A 23718-nucleotide genomic window follows, 5' to 3' on the forward strand; every position below is an offset into this window, starting at 1 on the left:
AGAAGTTAAAATGGAGAATACACTTAAAAATGCAATTAATGAATTAAGCAGATATTATGAGGAATTTAAAGACTTAAACTTAGAAATTAAACATTCTAATGAAACAAAAATAGAAAATGGTATTTTATATTTTAATCAAGTCAATAAAGCGTTACTCTGTTTGGTTAATTATATTAATGGACGAAGTGTTGAGATTAGTGATCACTTTGAGACATTTGGAACGATGATTGATTTATCTAGAAACGCTGTCTATACGCTTCAGTATATGAAGTCAACGATCCGAAAGAAAGCGTTAATGGGTGTTAACAGCATCATGCTTTATACTGAAGACACTTATGAAGTAAAAGATGAACCCTATTTTGGTTATATGCGTGGAAGATATACTAAGGAAGAAATAAAAGAAATTGTTAGATATGCGAAAATATTTGATATTGAAGTGATTCCATGTATACAAACATTAGGACATATGGAACAGTACCTAAAATGGGTTAGTAGTCACAATATAAAAGATAATGATCGTGTTTTAATGGTTGATTTACCAGAAACATATACATTTATTGAAAAACTCATCTCTTCTGTTTCCGAAATGTATGAAACAAGCAAGATACATATTGGAATGGATGAAGCCCAAGGATTAGGACTTGGAAAATATTTGAAAAAGAATGGTTATAAAGAACAATTTGAAATTTTTTCAAGACACTTAAATCAAGTGGTAGAAATTTGTCAGAAACATGGATTTGAAGATATCATGATTTGGTCTGATATGTACTTTAGAATGGCAAGTATTAGAGATGAATATTATGATTTCAATGTTACGTTTACTGATGAAGTTAAAAATAGCATCCCAGAAAATGTACAGTTAGTCTATTGGGACTATTATCAAACAGGGAAAGAACAGTATGATAATATGATCAATAAGCATAAAGATTTTCGTAAAGAGATTATTATGGCATCTGGGATTTGGACATGGACTAAATTGGTATATGACAAGAAGTTAACAGAAAACAGAGCATTAAAGTCAATCCAATCATGTATTGATAATAATATTAACTCAATATATTTTACAATGTGGGGCGATGATGGTGCCTATTGTGATATGGATTCATCACTACTAGGTGTTTTTGATATGGCAAATTATAGTTTTGTTCAAGATAAGATGGACAAGGTAGTATTTAATTATATTACTAAATATGATTATGATTTATTTAATACCCTATCAGATCTAAATGAGTCACCAATATGTCCTGTGGCTTTACTTTGGGATGATCCATTATTAGGAATTTATTTAAATAATGAAATGATTAAAGATGATAATATTCTTAATACTACAAAGGATTTTTTAACTGAGTATAGTGAGAAATTGAAGAAAACACAAAACCATTGTTTTTCATCAAAACACACATATTTGTTATCAGAAGTACTAAAATATAAACTATTGGTTAGAAAAGAGTTATTAGATTGTTATTTCAATAAAAAATCTATGACGAATGTTATTGAACTATGTGAAGAAGCAGTTCATTGGACCAAAGAGTTAACAGAATCATTTAGAACGATGTGGATGAGCCGTTATAAACCATTTGGTTTTGAAGTAATTCAATCTCGATTAGCAACTATTATGATTAGATTAGAAGAAACAAAAAGAAGAGTATACGAATATGAGAATAAAGAAACTTCAAATATTATTGAATTAGAGGAAAAAGCTAAGCATAGTCAATATATTTATGAACGTCATGAGCTTATAGCGTATTCAAGTTACTCTAAGCTAGTTGGTTAGGTGAGGAAAAAATGAAAAAGAAAATAATTTTAATACCATTAGATGAAAGACCTTGTAATCAAGAGTTTCAAAAACTTTTAACAATTGATACCGATTATGAAGTATTAACGCCACCTTTAGAATATTTAGGACTTCAAAAAAAACCAGGTGATATTGATAAAATATGGAATTGGTTACATAAAGAAGTAAAAAATGCCTTTGGTTTAATTCTATCTATTGACACGTTATTGTATGGTGGACTTGTTCCATCACGTCTTCATAATCAAGGTGTAGAAGAGTTATTAAAAAGAATCGATGATTTAAAGGCTATTAAAACAGATAATAAAGATTTAAAGATTTATGCTTTTGATACTATTATGCGTACACCAAGCTATTCATCAGATGACGAAGAACCTGATTATTATAATGTTTGGGGTAAAGATATTCATGATTTTGGTGCCCTTACTCATAAGGTTGAAGTTAATGTTGCATCAGAATCTGATAAGCAATTACTTAGTGAAATAAAATCTAGATTACCGATGGAGTTTTATCAAGATTATACTGACAGACGTAAAAAAAATGTTGAAGTCACAAAAAGAATCATTGATTTTGTTAAAGATGAAACAATTGACTTTATGGTTATTCCACAAGATGATGCAACGCCATTTGGATTAACCGCTAAAGATCAAATTGTCATTAGACAATATATTCACGATCAAAAAACACAGTTGAAAGCTTATATGTATCCTGATGCAGATGGTGTTGCCAATACCTTATTAGCTCGATTAATCAATGTGGATAAAGGAATTAGACCAAGTTTCTATGTGAAATATGCTAGTGAAGCAGGTAAATTGGTCATTCCTTGTTTAGAAGACCGTCATATTATAGAAACAATTAAATATCAAATATTAGCAGTTAATGGTGTTTTAACATCCTGTGTGGAAAACGCTGATGTGGTGTTAATGATAAATGTTGCACCTAAAATGTTTGATGTACGATTCTCTTATTTAAAAGGAATTGAACACGATGTATTTAGAAATTTAATTGAGTATATTGAGTATGCTGATTACGCTGTTAATACATTGAAAAAACCTGTTATTATCGGTGATGTTGCTTATGCGAATGGCTCTGATTTAGAGTTAGTTGACCTTATTTACCAAAAAGGTTTAACTTATAAATTAGCAGGTTATGCTGCTTGGAATAGTTCATCAAACTCATTAGCAACAGCTATTGCTCAAGGAATTATCTATAATATATATGGAAAAACAAAATCACATTTAGAATTCTTAGCGATGAGATTTATTGAAGATGCTGGGTATCAATCTATAGTTAGACAAATTGTTGTGGATCAATTACCTAGTATGGGTATGGACTTTTTTAACATTGATGGACCACGTGGAAAAGTTGCAACTATGGTTAAAGAGGGATTACAAAAATATATCAATGAGGAGCTACCAAAAGAGTATCCTGTAAAGATTGTAGAATGTTATCAACCTTGGTCAAGAATGTATGAGGTAGGCTTAAAGGTAAAAATCAAAGATTAGTGAATTATTAATATTAATATAATGATTATGAAAGATAGGGAGGATAAAATGAAAAAAAATTTACTATTATTATTGTTTATTTCAATTAGTTTGTGTTTAGTAGGTTGTAATAAAACTGAAACAAAAACAACAACTACATCAACAACAACATCAACATCAAAATCATGTGAAGAAGATCCTAATCAAGAAAAATGTGTTGAAGAAGTGAAATATGATTTTCAAGGAAAAGACTTTATTATTAGGGTAAATGATCCTAATAAAGCAGATCCATTTAGTGATTCATTTGAAGGACTTTATCAAAGAGAAAAACAAGAGAATCAACGTCGTGTAGAAGAAAAATACCATATAAAAGTTAAATACGTTAGTTATTCACCTAATCCAAGTTGGGGTGTTCCTCGTGATAATTGGATCATAAATTCTGAGATAACAGGACAACCAGGAGCACATGTTTATAACATCCCAGCATCTTCAATTCCTATTCTTGCAGCTGCTGGTGTTATTGCACCTTTAGGAGAATATTATGATAAATATGCAGATGCTCAATTTGTAGAAAATAAAAAAGAATTTGTTAAATTCAAAGATGAGTTCTATGGTTATGATGATTCCTATCCATTTACTAATTTTGGATTATATTATAATCAAGATCTATTAGTAGAACTTGGTTATGAACCTGATTATCCTACAAAGATGTGGGAAGAAGGAGAATGGACTTGGGAAAATTTTGAAGCTTTCGTAAAAGAATTAAATACAAAATTAGAACCTCAGGATGGAGAGTATCCTATGGGAGGAATACTATATGACTGGGCATACGGTATGGTACCAGCAAATGGTGGTTATTTTCTTAATGATGCATTAGAATCTGGTGTTAAAACGCCTGAAACTATTGAAGCACTTGAAAATTTAGCGGAATTATATGCTATTCCTGGAATGTGGATTAATGAAGTTGATTACTCTCTTGCGACTGAAGAAAATTTTAAACAAGGTAAAGTTGTGTTTAATCCTGGAGAGAGTTGGCATGCATTTGATCCATCACGAATGGGAGAAAGAAGTTTTACAGATTTAGGATTTGTGCCTTTTCCAATAGGAAACCATGTGGTTGATGGAACGGCAGAATATAAAACGCTTGTAAGTATTTGGGGTCCTGCAACTTTTGTTTATAGTTCTGGTTATGATGATGTTCCTGAGGGCTATGAACATATGATGTTCTCAACTGAAACCATTTTTATGATACATAGTGAATTATTATATTTTGGAGATTTACAAGATACATTTATTGATTTATCAATTAACTTCTTAAAGTACTATGCAGATGAAAAATCGGTTAATGCTCACCTAAATGTAATAGATAAGGCTTATAATGAATATCTATATGGGTTAGGTAAGGATTCTTTCGGATGGGAAGAAAGTAATTTTAATGTTCAAATAAATAGTGCGATAAGTAATAATAACGTTCGTGCTCAAATGACAATATTGGATGAAAATATGAAAAGTGCAATGGATTCTTTATTTGAATAGTTAAATAAAATTCTCCAATAAAAAGATTTAATTATTACAAGTAAAAAAGGTACTATTCATAAGAATGGTACCTTTATTTATTACTAAGAAATAGTATTAAGATTTTAATAAAAAGAATGGAGATAATGTATATGTGTAAAAAAAATATTGTTTTCCTTGGTGATTCTATAACAGCAGGATTTACCTTACTAGAAAATTATGATAATGTAGTAAACTTAGGTGTAAGTGGTGATAAAACAACTGAAGTATTAGATCGTATTCATGATGTGTTTCAATATAATCCTGAAAAATTAATAATTCTTATTGGAATAAATGATTTTTTAGTTAATAAGAAAGTTTGGTTTCATCCTACTGAAATTAATATTCCAGAGAATTTTCAAAAAATAATTGAAATATTAAGAGAGAATTTACCTGATACTAAGTTTTATAGTATCTCGACATTTCCATTAGGAAAAAATGAACTTTTTAGTAACGATTTATTACCACAATATAATCAAGAAATAGATGACTTAAATAATGAATATAAAAGAATATCTGAGAAATATCATGTAGAATTTTTAAATATTAGTCATATATTAAAAGATGATAATGGTATTTTGAAAGATGAATATACATTAGATGGTGTTCATTTAACGGAAGCTGGATACAAGAAATATTTAGAAGCAATTAAAGAATTATTATAAGAAATATGTTTATTTTTCATTCATGAGGTGAAAGGTATGAAAAAAAGAAAATATGATATTGTTATTATTGGTGGAAGTATAGGGGGTACCCTAGCAGCATTATCATGTGCTAAGATGGGGAAACGTGTTGTCTTAACGGAAGAAACGAAATGGATTGGTGGACAATTTACAAATCAAGCTGTTCCAGCTGATGAACATAGATGGGTAGAAGAATTTGGTTGCACAGCTACTTACCGACAATTTAGAGATGCTGTAAGAGATTATTATAAGAATCATCCTTATATTAAAGAAGGTATTAAATCAAAGAAAAATTTAAATCCTGGTGAGGGTTGGGTGAGTAGAATATGTCATGAACCTCGTGTATCGCTAAAGATTTTAGAAGATATGCTTTTACCTTATATAAACAAGGGTTCAATCACAATTTTAACTGAGACAAAAGCAATCTATTCTAAAAAAGTGGAAGATGATATTAAGAGTATTACTGTTAAAAGTTTACCCACTAATGAATTAATTGAATTAATAGGAAAATATTATCTAGATGCTACCGATACTGGTGAATTACTTCCCTTAACTAGTACAGAATACATTACTGGAGCTGAAAGTAAGGATGAGTTTAATGAACCCCATGCATTAGATACTGCTAATTGTGAAGATATGCAACCTACGACTTGGGTAGCTGCTCTTGAATATATAGAAAATGAAGATCACACGATTGAAAAACCGGAAATGTATGATTTCTTTAGAAATTATCAAATGAATTATGATGATGATGTCATTTTAAGTTGGTATGCCCCAGACCCAGATGAGCGAAAGAAGCGATTATATGGGATGTTTGACTGGATTACAACGAAAGATGGTCAACAAATTCCACCGTTATTTACCTATCGTCGAATTATTAATAAAAATTATTTTAAGGAAGAATTTAAGTTAAATGATGTGACATTATTAAATTGGCCTATGAATGATTATTATTTAGGTAATATTTTTGATAATGAAAATAGTGAATATCACAAATATATGGCAAAACAACAAACATTATCACTTGTTTATTGGTTGCAAACTGAGGCAGATAGACCAGATGGTGGTAAAGGTTTTAAAGGATTAAAACTTCGTGGTGATGTACTGGGGACTGAAGATGGATTAGCGATGGCACCTTATATTCGAGAATCCCGTCGAATAAAGGCAAAATTTACAGTGGTAGAACAGGATATAAATGCTGATATACAAAAAACCTTACCACATTTTTGGGATACCGTTGGAATAGGTTGTTATCATATTGACATCCATATGACAACCGTCTCAAACTCCTATTTTTATCATACGAGTTGGCCATTTGAAATTCCATTAGGATCAATGATCCCAATAAAGACCAAGAACTTAATTGCTTCTTGTAAGAATTTAGGAACAACTCATCTAACAAATGGTTGTTATCGATTACATCCAGTTGAATGGAATATTGGAGAAGTTGCAGGATATTTGGCTAGTTATTGTATCAATCATAATATTACTCCTGCAAAACTGTATGAAGATAAATATCTTGTTGAAGAATTTCAACAGTTATTAATAAAAAATGGGATAGAGTTACACTGGCCTGAAGATAAAGTGCATGCCATCTAAATCATTTAACAAAGTTCTGTATAATATATTTTTCTTAAATAAGCAATAAATAATTAAAAGGGTATTTGTTTGATGCAAATACCTTTTTTGATTATAAGAATCTTTTTTAATTTAATTAGTATATATATATATTTTGTGTATTTGATGATATAATAATGCTAAATTATGGGAAAATTATATTTGTTATAAGGGGGAATTATTTTGAAAATGAGAACTAAGGTCATTTTAATTTTGGGGAATCTTTTGATAATAACAGCTATTATTTTGCTCGTCATAAAGGGATTGTATTATCAAAATTATGTATATGTGTATCCTATTACAGGAGATGTCTTTGAATTTAAGCATGAAATTGATGGTAAAAAGGGATTAATTAATGTTAGTAATGGTGAAGTTATTGCTGATGAGATATATGAAGATATAGAATGTGACACTATCGGAGCAGTTTGTAAAACTAAATTGAATGGAAAGTATGGGATTATTGATCTAAATGGGAATGTTTTAGTGAACAACTTATATGATAACATGAAGTTTAATTCTAACTTTTACTATGTAGACAAAGATCAAAATTATAGCCTTATTTATCTTAGTGATCGCAATACTCTAAAGATTAACTTTTATGATATAATGGATTTAAAATCCAACTTATTGATTGTTGAGAAAGATTTAAAATATAGTATTATTGATATGGAAGGGAATACCATTTTAGGTCCTTTAGATGAAGGGATTGTCATTGAACATGTTAGTCATCAGTATGTTCTTATCACAAAAGATCAACAGTATAGTTTAATAGATATAGAAGGAAATATAATCGTTGATTACTTACCAAAGAATCAATTTATTTACCGTATAGATTCTACAAATCAAATTGTCTATACTCGTTATCTACATGATAAGTATGGATTCATTAATTTTAAAGAAAATATAGTCGTTGAACCAGTATATGAGGAATTATCATCATTTGTCGATAAAATAAGTTCTGTAAAATTAAATAATAAGTTTGGATTTATCAATGATAAAAATGAAGTTGTAATAGACTTCAAATATAGTGATACAAATAATTTTAGTGAAGGATTAGCTTGTGTAGAATATAATTCTAAGTATGGTTATATCGATAAATTAGGAAATATTGTAATAGATTTTCAATATTCTAATGCTCGTGATTTTAAAGATGGTGTAGCTATAGTTGATGAATATAAATTTATTAATAAAAATAATGAATTCATTATTCCTACCCATAATAGTAATCATGATATTGAATATAAAAATCTATATACTTCATATAGAAAAATGAAATATTATTATGTAAATGATGATGGTTCTGTTTTTTATAAAAATTGGAAAGAGGATTATGGTTCTTTAATTGAAGAAGGGACAAAAATTACTAATAAAGAAAGTAAGGTTATCCTTGATAAGGAATTTCACAATATTGAATATATTAATGATAATATGTTTTGCATAAGGTCAAATGAATCATATGAATGGGAATGCTACGACATGGAAGGTGAAAGGGTATTTAAAAAATATATGTATAATACTTATAATCACTATTTTATTGATTCCCCATATTTTTATTTACAGGATCACAATAATCATTATATATTTGATTATAATAGAAAATTAATTTATAAAAATGATAAAAGTGAAACTAATTTATACATTTCTAAATCTAATCAATTTATAGTAACTACAAAAGGAAATAAAATTTTATCTTATAATATAAACACTAAAGAAAAAAAGGTCATATACAACGTGTCATTTTTTAAGTCTTTATTCAGTGGCGAACTTTTCGATGAATAAGAAATAAATAATATTAAAGACAACTCTACTTATTCAATATTTATTAATTATAAAGGGAAACTGTGTGATGTTTCGTTTTTTCTGTTATCCTAATAGATATTTGATTTATAACAATATAGTTATAGAAAAGTAAAAATCTTTAGTATATAATAAAATTAAAGACTTTTTTGACAATACATGAATCGTACAAGTATGGATTTAGATATTGAAAGTAGAAATAGAGGGAGAATTATATGAATAAAATTAAGAAAATTTTTATAATAATATGGTTGCCTATTGTGATAGCAATCTGTTGGTATAATACGAGGTACCAAAAATATTATTTTGTAAGTGTTACTCCTGTATCTGGAGATATTTTTAAATTTGAAACATCTGGTAAAGATGGATTGATTAATGTTAGTACTGGTAAAATTATTGTTAAAGCTAAATATATTTATATGGAATGTAACAAATCTAGTGAATTTTGTGTAACTTATAATGGTGATTATGGAATTATCAATCTTAATGGAAAGAAATTAGTTGATAATGTATATGATAAGATGAAAATTCAAAACGACAAAATCATTGCAGTGAAAAATGAAAAATATAGTATCGTTGATGCTCACGGAAACATACTTTTAGGTCCTTTAGATAAAGGGGTAGAAATTAAATACAGTAAATCTCAATATGCCATTATTACTAAAGACCAACAATATAGCTTAATAGATATGGAAGGAAATAAAGTGATTGATTATTTACCTACAAATACATATATCTATCCAAGTTATTCTAACGATCAAATTGTCTATATCATAAATAAAAATAATAATAAGAGAGGATTTATTAATCTAGAAGAAAACGTGATTGTTGAACCAGTATATGATAGTCTTCCGCTTTTTGTTAATGAAATAGCTGTCGTAAAATTAAATAACAAATATGGATTTATCAATGATAAAAATGAAGTGATAATCGACTTTAAATATGAGGATGCAAATAATTTCAGTGAGGGATTAGCTAGTGTAGAATATAATTCTAAGTTTGGATATATCGATGAGTTAGGTAATGTTGTGATTGATTATCAATATGATAACGCTAGTGATTTTATAGATGGAGTTGCTCATATCGATTTTGGTGATTCAGATGGGTTCATTAATAAAAACAATGAAAGAATAATTCCTAATCATAATAGTAATCATGAAATTGAATACAAAAACTATTTTAACAATTCGAAATACTATTATGTAAATAATGATGGATCTATTTTTTATAAAAATTGGGGTGAAGATTATGGTTTAATTATCGATGAAACAAAAATTATCAATCGAAAAGGTAATATCATCATAGATAAGGATTTTCAAAAGATTGAATACATAAATGATAATATGTTTTGTATACGATCAAGAAATTGGGAGTGCTATGATATGGAAGGTGAAAAATTATTTGAATATGAACATTCTATATTTGATGCATATAACATTAATAAGGATTTAGAAAATGAAGGATTACCACTTTTTTATTTTTCAGAGGGAGAAACTTATTATGTATACAATGACAATGGAGATTTAATATATAGGAGCGGTAAAGGAGAAGGACAAGCATACATTTCTGGATCTAATAATTTTATAGTAACTACAAAAGGGAATAAAATTATAACCTATAACATTAACACTAAAGAGAAAAAAGAAATATATAAAGTGCCGTTTACAATTTAATTCAGTAATTAGTTAGACATAGTGTTAATAATATTAAAAATACAAAAAACATTCTGATGTATTTACGTATAAATAAGTTAATTGTTCTACAATAGAAAAATTATTAATATATATAGAAATAGTATGCTTAAGATGTTATAATAAAAAAATTAAATAAAGGAACAGAAACAATATAGAATCTAATCTTAGTAATATTTATATTTAAAGATTTTTCTAATCTAGACTTCAGTCAGGGTGACATCCTAAGATTAAGTAATATAGGTGCATAGTAAAAGGTAATACTTGAGAGAGTATTACCTTTATTACCAAGTAGATATTTCCTGTAAAATAAAGAATATAATTGTTAATCTTATAATTAAAGATAGAGAGGAATAATTATGAAAAAGAAAGTTGTGATTATATTTCTTATCGCTGTATTATGTGCTGGGGGGGTTGCTGCTTATAAATATTACAAATATAATTACTTTAACAATGAGGTTTTTTATACTGAAAGTAAGGTATCCTTTGAGAATAGTACTCACCATTTTAATGGAACATGGTGGGGATTTAACCAATCTAAGATTGTACGAATTAACGATATTATTTTTACCTATTATATAAATAATGACTTACAAATTGGCGAAGTAGCCAATAAGGATAACCCAAATCAGATGGTTTTTGTGATGATAAAGTCAAATGGTCAAACAGTTGAATTTGATCAACAGAAGACAAGTAGACCAGGAAATGTAGTAGCTGATCCTAACAGAAATTTAGTATATTATTTCATGTTAGAACCGACTTCTAGTCAAGATAGTGGAACATTAGGAAAATTGATGATGTACACCTATTCATTTGAAGATGACGATATAGAACTTATAAAAGAGGAAATAATAGTCGACCATGATGGGACTAATCCTGAAAAAGTAAATACTAGATTTTCTGCCACCATTGATAGTAGTGGAAATTTAGCGATAACCTATGCTGTTCATGACACCAACTATGTATTCTCAATGTATGTTTTAACTTATGATATAGATAATGGGAACTGGACTGAAAAATCAGTTTATATTGAAGGTTTACAACACCCTAATTTCTATCCCGAAGTTGCGATGAAAGACCTAGATCATTTTTTAGTCGTAGCTGTTCAAGATTATTGTCATCATGGTGATTGTTACTATCAATATGTTCGATATTTCTTATATGAAAATGGTGAATGGACTTATGATTACCTTGTCGACTATCAAAATGAAACGATTGCAAGCAAAAGACCTAATCTTGTAAGTCATACAGAAGTATATCTTGGCAGTAATGATAGCTATCACGTATTAACAGTCTCAAGAATTGAAAAAGATGAAAATGATAAATTAGTTAATCATTTTATTTTTGATAAAGATAAAACAGAGATAGTAAACTCAGAATTTGAAGGCTCTTATAACTTTGTAAGAATTGTTGAAGTAAATAATGAATTATACTATGTTGCAGTAGATAGTGATTTCTTATACATTTTACATGGTGAAAAATACGATATTATTCACAAAGCAAAGTTGATGGAGGGAGCATATCCTTATGTCATTAGCTCGAATGAGAATGACTATTTTGATTTATTATTGAGTCCTGGGTTTAGCGAAGCGTTTAATGATGTAGATAATTTATATTTGAGACTTGGTCTATGTAAAGAATGAAAAAGCAAAATTAAAGCATCCTGAAAGATGGTTTATAAACATACGTAATTGGGATGTGGATAAGGTAATTTGGTTAAACCTTGTAAAATCAAATCTTAAAATAATTATTTGCTACAACTACCTTGACATTAAGTGTTTATAATGCTTAAATACTGAAGTATGTCTTTCTAAGTATGTAATTGCTTAAAAATCTTGAAATTTATAGTAATGTTTATTTTTATAAAAGGAATGAATGATGAAAACAAAAAAGGGAATATTATGTTGAATATATGTATGCTTTAATTATTTTTTTGATAATATAATAAAAAATAATATAGAGATTCATAAAAGGTATTAGAGTTGAATTGCTATTTAGTGAAATAATATTAGCTATTGTAGAAGATGAAGAAAAAAATATCAAATTATACGAGGTGTAATAATGAAAAAAGTTAAAATTGAACTTAATAAACATTTAGATATTCCCTATCTATTATATTATTTAGAAAATTCAAAAAATTGTCCTTTAGTTATTATGGGACACGGATTTAATAATGATAAATATGAAGGTTCTGATATAGCGATTAAACTTGCTTCAAAAGAAGTTTGTGTACTTTCCTTTGATTTATATAAACAAGGAGAGCGATATGATGGTTTCTTAGATAAGGTTAAAAGTGATGCAGAATTTGGATATACATTATTTAATATTATAAAGAAATCAAATGAAGATCTATTAAAATTAATTGACTTTTTTAAACAAGATGATAAAGTTGATGCTTCAAAAATTGGCATGTTAGGCTTTTCTTTAGGTGCAAACCTGTGTTTTTATTCTTTCGCAAATAATAAGGATTTAAAATTTGCAGTACCTATATTAGGGAGTCCAGATTTTACAAACTTATTAATATATAGTATGGAAAAAGAAAATGAGTCAGATTTTAAAACCCAAGAAGAGATAAAATTACTTGAATTTATTAAAGGAATTGACCCATATGATAATTTAGTTCAAAATGAAAATCGTCACTTGTTTATAATTAATGGAACAAAAGATGATGATGTTCCATCTAGATTTTCAGAGAACTTTTATCAAGAAATAAAGAAAAGGTATGATTTAAATGATAGTAAGGTTGAATTATTGATAACAGATGACAATCATTACGTTTCAAATGAAATGAAAGATAATGCGATTGAGTGGATTATTAATAATATCTTATAGGAAACTTGGTTTCCTTTTTTTATTTTGATTTTATAAAAAGCTTATTCTAGCTAATCTATCATTAATTAAATAGATATTAGTATAGAAAAGAGTCAAACTATCGTTTATAATAAAAATGGATATAATAAACGAGTTAGGGGATGTAGAAAATGGATTTTAAATTTAAAGGTCAATGGAGACTTTATCAACAAAGAGTATTAGATGAACTAAATTTTCATTTAGATGATAAAAAATTACATGTAGTTGCTGCGCCTGGTTCTGGTAAGACAATATTAGGGTTAGAAGCGTTGTTTCGTTTGGGACAAAATACATTGATTCTTACACCGACTATTACGATTAGAGAACAATGGATCACCCGATTTGAAGAGTTTTATTTACCTGATGATAAAGATAAAGATGCTTTCATCACAAATGATTTGACATCGCCTAAGTTATTAACCGTCTCAACTTATCAAGCGCTTCATTCAGCTTATAAAAAACTTATTAATAAAGAAACAAGTGATGATATAGGACATGAAGTAATTGATTTTTCAAAGATAGACTTAATTAAAGAATTAAAACAGATTAATATAGGTACGATTGTTATTGATGAAGCTCATCATTTAAGAACTGAATGGTGGAAATCATTAACTGATGTCATTAGTAAACTAGGTAATATAAAAATTATCGCATTAACTGCTACGCCACCATATGATGTTTCAAAGTATGAATGGGATAAGTATCAAGAATTATGTGGTATGATTGATGCAGAGATATATGTGCCAGAATTAGTGAAAGCTAGGAACTTATGCCCACATCAAGATTACGTTTATTTTAACTATCCAACTGATAATGAATTAGAAAGTATCAATGAGTTTAGACATCAAGTTTACAAAATCGTTAATGAATTATTCAAAAATGAATCATTCATTAACGCAATTAAAGATGATAAATGGATTAAAGAACCTAAACAATATTTAGAAGATATTTTAAAAGATCCTGAATATTATACAAGTATGCTTGTATTTTTAAATGAGTTGGGTATTAAAATCACTAAAAATAAAATTAAGATTTTAGGACATTGTTCTAATTTACCTAACCTAAATTATATCTGGTTAGAAAAATTGTTGAATGGTTTTCTATACAACCACAATGAAAATTCTGATAATGAGGTATTAAGAAAAGAACTTAAATCTACATTAAAAAAACATGGTTGTATTGAGAGGAAAAAGGTTTATTTAAAGAGTACGAACAAAATAAATAAACTATTGATTAATAGTTTAGGTAAATTAAATAGTATTACAGAAATTGTTCATAGTGAATATTCAAATCTTAAAGAAGCATTACGTATGGTAATATTGACCGATTATATTCGTCAAGAGATATTGCTTAAAGAAAACGATGAAATGACACCAATAAATATGATTGGTGTTGTACCAATATTTGAAACTTTACGTAGAAATTTAAATGTTTCAAAACTAGGTGTTTTAAGTGGTTCAGTTATTATCATCCCTAAGGGTTCTATCAATAAATTTCATAATATTTTAGATAGTTATAATATCAATAGTGAACAGATTAAAATTACTGAACTAACACATGATGAAAATTATTGTCAAGTTCAGTTTAATGGGCAATCTAACAAACAAAAAGTGAATATAATATCTAGACTATTTTCTGAAGGTGAAATTAATGTCTTAATCGGGACAAAATCACTTTTAGGTGAAGGTTGGGATGAACCATCCATTAATTCATTAATTTTAGCGAGTTTTGTTGGGTCTTATATGTTGTCAAATCAAATGCGAGGAAGAGCGATTAGAATCGATAAAAATAATCTAAATAAAACCGCAAATATTTGGCATCTAGTTTGTATTGATAGAGATGATTATTACGAGGGTAATATCTTAAAGAAAACATACTTAAAATTAGAGCAAGCTGAACTTTATGGAAATAAAATAATGAATAGTGAGGATTTTACAACATTAAAAAGAAGGTTTAATAGTTTTGTTGGTATTTCTTATGATGGTTCTGTTATCGAAAACGGAATTGATCGTTTAAATATTATAAAACCTCCTTTCACAAAAAAACATATATCAGAAATAAATAAGATGATGCTTAAATTATCAAATCAACGTGAAGATTTAAGTGAAAAATGGTTTAATATCTTAAATGATATTGACGATTTTTCGCAAGTAACAGAAATAGTAGAAGCAGACAAGAACCTAATTCCAAATCGATTTATTTATCTTGATAAATATGCCTTACTTATTGCTGAATTAATGTCAATGTCAATCTTTTTACTTAATTATATAAAAGTAGGATTGCATAATTCGGTCCTGTCTACTACTATGTTTATTATTGTATTATTGCTCATAGTTCCTGCTTTTAAATCAGCTAAGATTGTATTGCGGTATGGTAACGTAAGAGGAAGAATTAAATTAATCGCAAAAATCATATTAGAAACATTACAGTATATTGATGTTGTTGAAACAGAAGGTATTAAGGTAAATTCCGAGGAATTAAATAAATACCTAGTTTCATGTTCACTATATGGCGCTACAAGTTATGAGAAAACAGTTTTTAATGATTGTTTAAAACAGTTTTTTAATCCGATTGATAATCCGAGATACTTGCTTATAAGAAAAAGTATGTTTGGTATACTGAAAAGAAAAGATTATCATGCAATTCCAGGCATTATTGGTATTAATAAAAAAGGTGCAGAGTTTTTTTGTGATAGATGGCACAAAAAAATTGGATCATGTGATTTAATTTATACGAGAAATTTTAAAGGTAGACAGATATTGTTGAAATCTAGAACAAATTCACTGTCATATTCCTTATTGTCTAAAACAGAAAAGAAACGGATATGGAAAAATAAATGGCATTGATATAAGTTGAATTTAATCATCAATAGAATATAGTTGATTATCAATTATTGGAGGTGATTGTGATGATTGAAATAGGAATTAACCAGTTGCGTAAATTTTATGGAGCTAATAAAATATTTGAAAATGTTTCATTTGAATTACAAACAAATGATATTATCGGGTTAATTGGTCAAAATGGAACTGGAAAAACAACATTAATGAAGGTTTTAATGGGAGAAGAAAATGCTGAAGGGGATATTTTTATAAGAAAGGGAATTAAATTAAGTTATTTACATCAAATTCCTATCTATGATAAAAATGATTCTGTTATTGATATATTATATAAGGCATTTATAAATATTCAATTATTAAAAAAAGAGATGAGTAAATTAGAAAAAGAGATGGCTATTCTAAAAGATAATGAACTAGATAAAATAATGAATCAGTATAGTCAAATGCAAACGGAGTTTGATATATTAGGTGGATATGAAATAGAAGAGAAACTTGGAAAAATTGTAACAGGACTTCAACTTGAAAAATTTATTAATATGCCATTTAATACACTAAGTGGTGGAGAAAAAACGAGAGTTATGTTAGGAAAAGTATTGTTAGAAAATCCTGATGTTTTATTACTTGATGAACCTACTAATCATTTAGATATAAAGATGGTAAGTTGGTTAGAAGGTTATCTTACAAGATATAAACTTACTGCGATTATTATTTCCCATGATAGATATTTTTTAGATAAAGTAGTTAATAAGATAATTGAACTACACTCAAAAGGAATAGAAGTTTATCACGGTAATTATAGTTATTATAAGGTAGAAAAGGTAAAAAGATATGAAGCGTTAATGAAAGAATTTCAGAATCAACAAAAAAAGATAAATAATATGGAAGAGCAGATTAAAAGGTATCGAATTTGGGGAAAAATGCGAGATAGCGACAAAATGTATAGAAAAGCGAAAGAACTAGAGAAACGATTAACAAAAATTGATAAATTAGATAAACCAAATAAAGATAAAGTTATAAAAATGAATTTTGACCAACAACATAGATCTAGTAAACGTGTCTATGAGCTTAAAAATATTAGTAAAAGTTATCAAAATAAACCAGTATTTAGTGATTTAAATCTTGAAATATTTTATCAAGATACTTTAACAATCATCGGTGATAATGGGAGTGGAAAATCAACCCTATTAAAAATTATGATGCAAGAAATAAGTCCTGATCAAGGAACAGTTCAAGTTGGGTCAAGAGTTAAGGTGGGGTATCTTCCTCAAGAAATAATCTTTAATGATGAATCCTTAACTATCTTGGAAACCTATCAAAAATTCTTTGAGTGTACGACTTTAAAAGCAAGGAATGCTCTTGCTGGAGTACTATTTACAAAGGAAGATGTATTTAAAAAAATAAATGTACTATCAGGTGGAGAAAAAATAAGATTAAAATTACTAATGCTTATGGACCAACAGGTCAATGTCTTATTATTAGATGAACCGACAAATCATTTAGATATTGATTCAAGAGAAATATTAGAAAATAGTTTATTGTCATTTAAAGGGACTTTAATTGTGATATCTCATGATAGATATCTAATAAATAAATTATCAAATAGAATTGCGGAAATTGAAAATAATAGATTAAAAGTTTATGAGGGTGACTTTGACTCATATTTGATAGAGAAACAAAAAGAAAGGGATAAACAAAAAGAAGCAGTAAATAAAGAGAAAATGAAAAGGTCTTTTAAGAAAAAAACTGAGAAAATAAATAAACAAGATAATATATCAGAAGAAAAAATATTAGAGGAAATAGAAAAGAAAGAAAATCAAATAACCGATATCATTCATCAGATGAATTTAAATTATAGAGATGGAGTACGTTTAAAAGAATTGAATAATGAGAAAGATGAGCTTGAAAAAGAAATTGAAGAACTGTATGAGTGTTTAGAAAATTAATATATTATTTATTGATGAAATTATCTTTGGTTAAAGTATTGAATAATATAATAAATATTGTGATAAATAAATAAAATTAAATAAAAACACCTATAATGAATAAATAATCAATATTATAGGTGTTTTTTGATTTATAAATAATACATTATTAGATTTTAGATTCGAAAATTCTTTATTAGAACTAATATAGTATAAAATGTCAACATATAATGCTATACATTATAATATGAGATTATTAACTAATATTATTGTAAAAAATGGTTCTATCTGATATTATAAAAAATAAGATATATTTAGACTGTGTTTAATTATTTTACTAAATTAGTATCTAAATATTAATGTTTTTATTATCATAAATTGAATATGAATATTAAAGGAGGATAAATATGCCTGGAATTCTTAGTTATCAAGTTATATTTTATATTTTATTCTTTTTGATTCTTGGTTTAGGTGTTTTATTTGGTTTCATGAAAGGATTAAAAAAATCATTATATGGTTTTTTTGTAAAACTTATTTTCTTTGTTATCTTTTTCTTAACCGTTGATTTACTTGCTAATAAATTATGGGGGATGAACTTACCTTTTCTTGGTAGTTTGTTAGGGAACTTTGTTCCTGAAGTATCAGATGCATCTAGCCTAAAAGAAGCGATGCCATCTATTTTAAATGTGTATCTAGGAGATTCACTTGAATCAAGTTTATTAAATGAGGAATTTATTGTGTTTATCACAAGTATTTCACTTTTAATCATAAAAATCGTTTATGCGGTACTTTATTTTACTGTATTCAATCTTATCTATAAACTTATCTGTTTAATCATCCGTACTATCACTTTACGAACTAAAAAAGATGGGAAAGAAGCAAAACGTCGTGGATTAGGAGCAGCTTGTGGATTATTAAGTGGTATGGTTACTTTGTATTTTGTATTAATCATATTAGGTGGGACTATAAGTGTAGCAGGTAGTGCTCAAAAATTATTACCTGATGAGTATAAAATTGAAACTATAGAGCAAGTCGTAGATGCTTATAATCAAAATGTGGTTGTAAGTACAGCGAACTTAATTGCTGTAGAGGATGAAACTAGTAATGAAAAAATAGCTTTAACTGATTATTTGTTTGATTCTGTCTTTTCGTTTAAATATCGTAAAAAACAAGTATCATTGAGAAAAGAACTTATGGTAGCTGCAGATGTCAATGACATATATAAGGAATCTACTTATAAAGAAACAGATGATTTAAGTGATATTACTGGTGAAGAGGTTAGAGAAGTCTTTATAGTTCTATCAGATTCTGACTTATTCACTGCTGTTTTACCACTTGGAATCGAAACTGCTTCGGATTATTTAGATACTGAAGTTACTTTTCCGAAAGAAGAGCTGTACGCGATTGATTGGGAGACCGAAATGATGCAATTAGGAGAAGTCGCTGCTGTTTCTTTTGATCTCGTTAATGCAGCGGGACTCATTGATGAGGATGTAGATATTGAGACAAGAACAATTAACGGAGATCATGTAAGAAGTTTATTTAATTCATTATCTGAATCAAAATTAGTAACTTTAGCTGCCTATGAGGCATTAGAACCAATTTTAGCAGAAGCAGGTTCAGATGTTGAAGCTATCATCACTGTACCAGAAGATTTAGTATGGGAAGATGAGTTTAAGGCCATGGGGTTAGTTGCTGGTGAAATAGTCGATACTGGTATAACGGTAGGTGACCTTAAATCTGGAGATCCATCACAATTAATCACTTCATTATCCCAACTTGACTTTACAGTTATATTAGATTCAGATATCATATCCAATGCCTTAATAAATGTTATATCAGGTAAAGGTGATATGGAAGGATTTGATGTGTTTGTTGTACCAGATGATATAGTTTGGATAGATGTTTGTGATGATGAAGGTAATATCATTGAAAATGGTGAATTAAGAAATATATTACTCGCCGTTAATGAAATATCTCAAAACGCTAGCAATATTGATTTTGATAATTTAGATATGAATGTCATTGCTGATTTTAGTGATGAGTCCATCGATGCTATTTTTGATTCAAGAGTATTAGTGGCAACTGTATCTACAAAAATCTTAGAGATGGAATTAGGAAATACACCACTTCTTATTGCTGATTCAGTATTTGATGATAATGATTATATATATAAAACAGAATTAACAGCGCTTGTTAAGTCTGCACGTTTAGTTGTTACCACCTTAGTTTGTGATGAGGGCGATAGTTGTGAAGAAACTGGATTTGATTTATCAAAAGCATTTGACCTTTCTAATGAGAATATCGATACCTTACTATCTTCTAAAATAATAGAAGCTACTATTGGAAATTTAATCATCGATCAAGGTGGAGAAGTTCTTACCATTCCTAATAAAGCTCTATCACAGATATATGTAGAAGAAGTAGAAAAAAATATTGTCTCAAAAGAAGAAATTAAAAAGGTGTTTAAAGCAGTTTCTGCTTTAGGTTTTACAGACCTAGAAAATATGACTTTTGATGCTTCAATTCTCCAAAATTTAGCTACAGCACCAGACAGTAAAGTATTAGATCAAACGAAAGCAGATAACCTGTTTAATTCAGATATAATCCATGCAACTTTATCAACCATGTTATTTGATTTAACGACTGGTGAGTCTAAGGTGCTAGTTGTACCTTATAAAGATGTAGATAATGCAGTAATACGATATATGGATGAAATTGAGTATGTTTCTACTGATGAATTAAATGCAGTATTAGAATCTGTTTTAGTATTAGATATTGCTGATTTTGCTGAAGTTGATACCCTTGATTTAAATTTAATTATTGATAATATTGATACCTTATTAGAATCAGCTATTCTTCATGCAACGATATCTGACCAACTATTTTCTCTTGGTGAAGAAACTGTCACTATTCCATATGTAGATGAAGAAGAAAATTTAATTAGAAAAAAAGTGGGAGAAGTTACTCAAGAAACAGAATTCATAGTTAAAGATGAATTAAATAATATATTAGATGCACTTGAATTATTAGGTATGACCGATATTAATAATTTTTCTGGAGATATTGATTTAGGAATATTGTATGATGACAATAATCAAGATATTCTTTTAGCATCATCTGTTATGCAAGCTACTATTTCTAAACAAATTCTAGATTTAGGTCCTTCAACTTTAAGTGTGCCATATAAAGATTCAAATGATATTGCGGTTAGAAAAACAGTCGGTGCTGTTGGTCAAGAAACAGAATATGTCGTTAAAAATGAAATTAAGGCAATTATTGAAAGTCTTGAAATTCTTGGAATTGCTGATATTAATAATTTCTCTGGAACAGTTAATTTAGATAATTTTTATGAAGAAACTAATCAAAATATCTTATTGACATCGGCATCACTTCATGCAACGGTTTCTAAACAAATACTTGATTTAGGATCAGGGATATTGAGTGTGCCATACTTAGATTCAACAGATAACACAATTCGTGTAACAATAGGGATTGTTGGACAAGAAACAGAATATGTTGTTAAAGATGAAATAAAAGCAATTATTGAAGGTCTTGAAATCCTTGAGATAGATGATATTAATAATTTTGCTGGTACAATTGATTTAACAAAGTTTTATGAAGTAGATACTAGAAATACACTGCTTGCTTCAGCATCACTTCATGCAACGGTTTCAAAACAATTGTTTGATTTAGGAACGGGTACTTTAGTTATTCCACAACAAGATGTGGATGGTATTGATATTCGATTATTAAAAGGCTTACCAGGTGAACAAACAGAGTATATTATAAAGAATGAGATACATGCTGTTTTTGAAGCCTTAGAAATATTAAATATTGGTGAAATTGGTAGTTTTACAGGAACAGTTAGTTTAGTAAATCTATATAATGAACCAAATCAAGATATCATGTTGACTTCTGCATCAATGCATGCTACTATCTCAAAACAAATGAATGATTTAGGTCCTGGTACATTACTTATTCCAGATAAGGATATTGAGGATAATGATGTACATGTGACCGTATCTAGTACTGATTATATCTATAAAACAGAGATCAAAGCACTTATTAATGCTTTAGAAGTATTAGAAATTAATGATATTACGACATTTTCAGGTGGGTTCAATTTAAATAAATTATCAGATGAAAACAAGCAAACTACTTTATTAACATCAGCATCAATCCATGCAACGATTTCAAAAAAATTATTTGATTTAAATGATGATGTTTTAATCGTTCCAATGTATTCACAAGCTGGTGAAGTTGAAGTTAATAGAATTCAAAAAGAAGTGAGTTTGACAAACTTTGTGGTTAAAAATGAAATTAAGTCTATCATTAATGCTTTTCTTGCCATGAATTACACCGACTTAGACAGTTTTGGTGGATCAATTGATTCAAGTAAATTCTTTAGTCAAAGGGATACGTTATTATTGTCTTCATCAATACAAGCAACACTGTCTAATAAAATGTTGAATGGTACCGGTGGAAAATTGGTTGTACCAAACCAAAATATAAATAATGCAGAGTTAATACGAATCGTATTAAGTGATGTAACCTATATAGAAGTTAATGAAATGAAGTCTATTCTAACTGCTTTAGAATTACTTAACTTAACTGATTTTACCGCAATTGACATGAATCCTGCGAATGTGTTCAATGTTGATTTTGATACCTTACTTCAATCAGCTTCAGTTCAAGCAACGTTATCAGATAATATTTTAGATAACGCCTTAGATGATAGCGCAGCTCCTGGTAGTGGCACTCTTCTTGTTCCACATTATTTCAGAGAAGCGATTGTTGTAGGTTTATCTTCAGAAACGCAGATAGAAAAAGTAGAATTAAAAGCAATATTAACATCACTTCAAACTTTGGATGTATCTGATTTTGGTGGCGCTATGAATGCTTCTACGATTACATCAATGAGTGATGCAGAACTTACTACGATGCTTGAAAGTGGTTCTACGCATGCAACCTTTGATAACATGCTAAAAGGTAATGCTAATATTAATACAAAGATTCCTGACCTTGCTAAAGAAGATGTTTATAATATGCTAGGTATTACAACAAAAACAGAAATTAAGGCCTTTATCAAAGCAGCTAATACACTTGCAGTAGGTAACTTCACAACCGTATCATTTAATGTCGCTGCTATTGCAGGTTTAACTCCAGCACAAAGAGACGTTGTATTAGATTCTATGATTGTTAGAAATTGTTTAACAGGAGAATTAGAACCAATCATTGATGCAGATCCATTCTTCTCAGTAGATAGTACCTATTATGAAAATAATGATGAAACAACATTCTTCACAAAACCAGGTATTATTCTAGTATTAACGCATTATGGACATATTTAAATCATCTTTACAAATTGTAATTATTATATGTAAATAAATAACTCTCCTATCTATTAAGATGGGAGAGTTTTTTTTAGGCTCTTTGTCAAGTAGTGTGGGTAGAGAATATCCAATAAACTGACATTAAATCAATTACG

At 28.3% G+C, this 23718-nt stretch carries 12 protein-coding genes; all 12 read left to right on the top strand.

Annotated elements, in window-relative coordinates; genetic code table 11:
• The first annotated feature begins 10 nt into the window (after positions 1-10).
• The 12 genes from KHQ81_01230 (at position 11) to KHQ81_01285 (ending at position 23581) form a co-directional block, all read left to right on the top strand.
• On the top strand, positions 11-1774 hold the full coding sequence (locus KHQ81_01230) for a family 20 glycosylhydrolase (protein QVK18367.1): 1764 nt from the start codon (positions 11-13) through the stop codon (positions 1772-1774).
• A gap of 11 nt (positions 1775-1785) precedes the next feature.
• Positions 1786-3297, top strand: a complete 1512-nt coding sequence (locus tag KHQ81_01235; GenBank protein ID QVK18368.1) for a DUF4127 family protein — start codon at positions 1786-1788, stop codon at positions 3295-3297.
• A 48-nt stretch (positions 3298-3345) separates the two neighbouring features.
• Complete coding sequence (locus KHQ81_01240; GenBank protein ID QVK18369.1) at positions 3346-4812, top strand: hypothetical protein; 1467 nt, start codon at positions 3346-3348, stop codon at positions 4810-4812.
• 131 nt (positions 4813-4943) lie between these two features.
• Positions 4944-5495 (top strand): hypothetical protein, encoded by a 552-nt coding sequence (locus KHQ81_01245; protein QVK18370.1) that lies wholly within the window; start codon positions 4944-4946, stop codon positions 5493-5495.
• A gap of 36 nt (positions 5496-5531) precedes the next feature.
• Positions 5532-7112 carry an FAD-dependent oxidoreductase gene (locus tag KHQ81_01250; protein QVK18371.1) on the top strand — a complete coding sequence of 527 codons (1581 nt, stop codon included), beginning with the start codon at positions 5532-5534 and terminating at the stop codon, positions 7110-7112.
• Between the two features lie 201 nt (positions 7113-7313).
• Positions 7314-8909 carry a WG repeat-containing protein gene (locus KHQ81_01255; GenBank protein ID QVK18372.1) on the top strand — a complete coding sequence of 532 codons (1596 nt, stop codon included), beginning with the start codon at positions 7314-7316 and terminating at the stop codon, positions 8907-8909.
• Between the two features lie 233 nt (positions 8910-9142).
• Positions 9143-10600 carry a WG repeat-containing protein gene (locus tag KHQ81_01260; GenBank protein QVK18373.1) on the top strand — a complete coding sequence of 486 codons (1458 nt, stop codon included), beginning with the start codon at positions 9143-9145 and terminating at the stop codon, positions 10598-10600.
• A 377-nt stretch (positions 10601-10977) separates the two neighbouring features.
• Entirely contained in the window at positions 10978-12261 is a 1284-nt protein-coding gene (locus KHQ81_01265) for a hypothetical protein (GenBank protein ID QVK18374.1), read from the top strand.
• A gap of 418 nt (positions 12262-12679) precedes the next feature.
• Positions 12680-13450 carry an alpha/beta hydrolase gene (locus KHQ81_01270; GenBank protein QVK18375.1) on the top strand — a complete coding sequence of 257 codons (771 nt, stop codon included), beginning with the start codon at positions 12680-12682 and terminating at the stop codon, positions 13448-13450.
• Positions 13451-13599: 149 nt separating this feature from the next.
• Positions 13600-16314 (top strand): DEAD/DEAH box helicase family protein, encoded by a 2715-nt coding sequence (locus KHQ81_01275; protein QVK18376.1) that lies wholly within the window; start codon positions 13600-13602, stop codon positions 16312-16314.
• 62 nt (positions 16315-16376) lie between these two features.
• On the top strand, positions 16377-18248 hold the full coding sequence (locus tag KHQ81_01280; GenBank protein ID QVK18377.1) for an ATP-binding cassette domain-containing protein: 1872 nt from the start codon (positions 16377-16379) through the stop codon (positions 18246-18248).
• Positions 18249-18634: 386 nt separating this feature from the next.
• Positions 18635-23581 (top strand): hypothetical protein, encoded by a 4947-nt coding sequence (locus tag KHQ81_01285; GenBank protein ID QVK18378.1) that lies wholly within the window; start codon positions 18635-18637, stop codon positions 23579-23581.
• Positions 23582-23718: the final 137 nt, after the last annotated feature.

The sequence above is a fragment of the Mycoplasmatota bacterium genome (genome assembly GCA_018394295.1).
In the GTDB taxonomy this organism is placed as follows: Bacteria; Bacillota_I; Bacilli_A; order Haloplasmatales; family Haloplasmataceae; genus JAENYC01.

Excerpts from the sequence above, each read along its gene's own strand:
- KHQ81_01270 (QVK18375.1), top strand. The coding sequence starts at position 12,680 with ATGAAAAAAGTTAAAATTGAACTTAATAAACATTTAGATATTCCCTAT.
- KHQ81_01230 (QVK18367.1), top strand. The coding sequence starts at position 11 with ATGGAGAATACACTTAAAAATGCAATTAATGAATTAAGCAGATATTAT.
- KHQ81_01235 (QVK18368.1), top strand. The coding sequence starts at position 1,786 with ATGAAAAAGAAAATAATTTTAATACCATTAGATGAAAGACCTTGTAAT.
- KHQ81_01285 (QVK18378.1), top strand. The coding sequence starts at position 18,635 with ATGCCTGGAATTCTTAGTTATCAAGTTATATTTTATATTTTATTCTTT.
- KHQ81_01250 (QVK18371.1), top strand. The coding sequence starts at position 5,532 with ATGAAAAAAAGAAAATATGATATTGTTATTATTGGTGGAAGTATAGGG.
- KHQ81_01265 (QVK18374.1), top strand. The coding sequence starts at position 10,978 with ATGAAAAAGAAAGTTGTGATTATATTTCTTATCGCTGTATTATGTGCT.
- KHQ81_01245 (QVK18370.1), top strand. The coding sequence starts at position 4,944 with ATGTGTAAAAAAAATATTGTTTTCCTTGGTGATTCTATAACAGCAGGA.
- KHQ81_01275 (QVK18376.1), top strand. The coding sequence starts at position 13,600 with ATGGATTTTAAATTTAAAGGTCAATGGAGACTTTATCAACAAAGAGTA.
- KHQ81_01280 (QVK18377.1), top strand. The coding sequence starts at position 16,377 with ATGATTGAAATAGGAATTAACCAGTTGCGTAAATTTTATGGAGCTAAT.
- KHQ81_01240 (QVK18369.1), top strand. The coding sequence starts at position 3,346 with ATGAAAAAAAATTTACTATTATTATTGTTTATTTCAATTAGTTTGTGT.
- KHQ81_01260 (QVK18373.1), top strand. The coding sequence starts at position 9,143 with ATGAATAAAATTAAGAAAATTTTTATAATAATATGGTTGCCTATTGTG.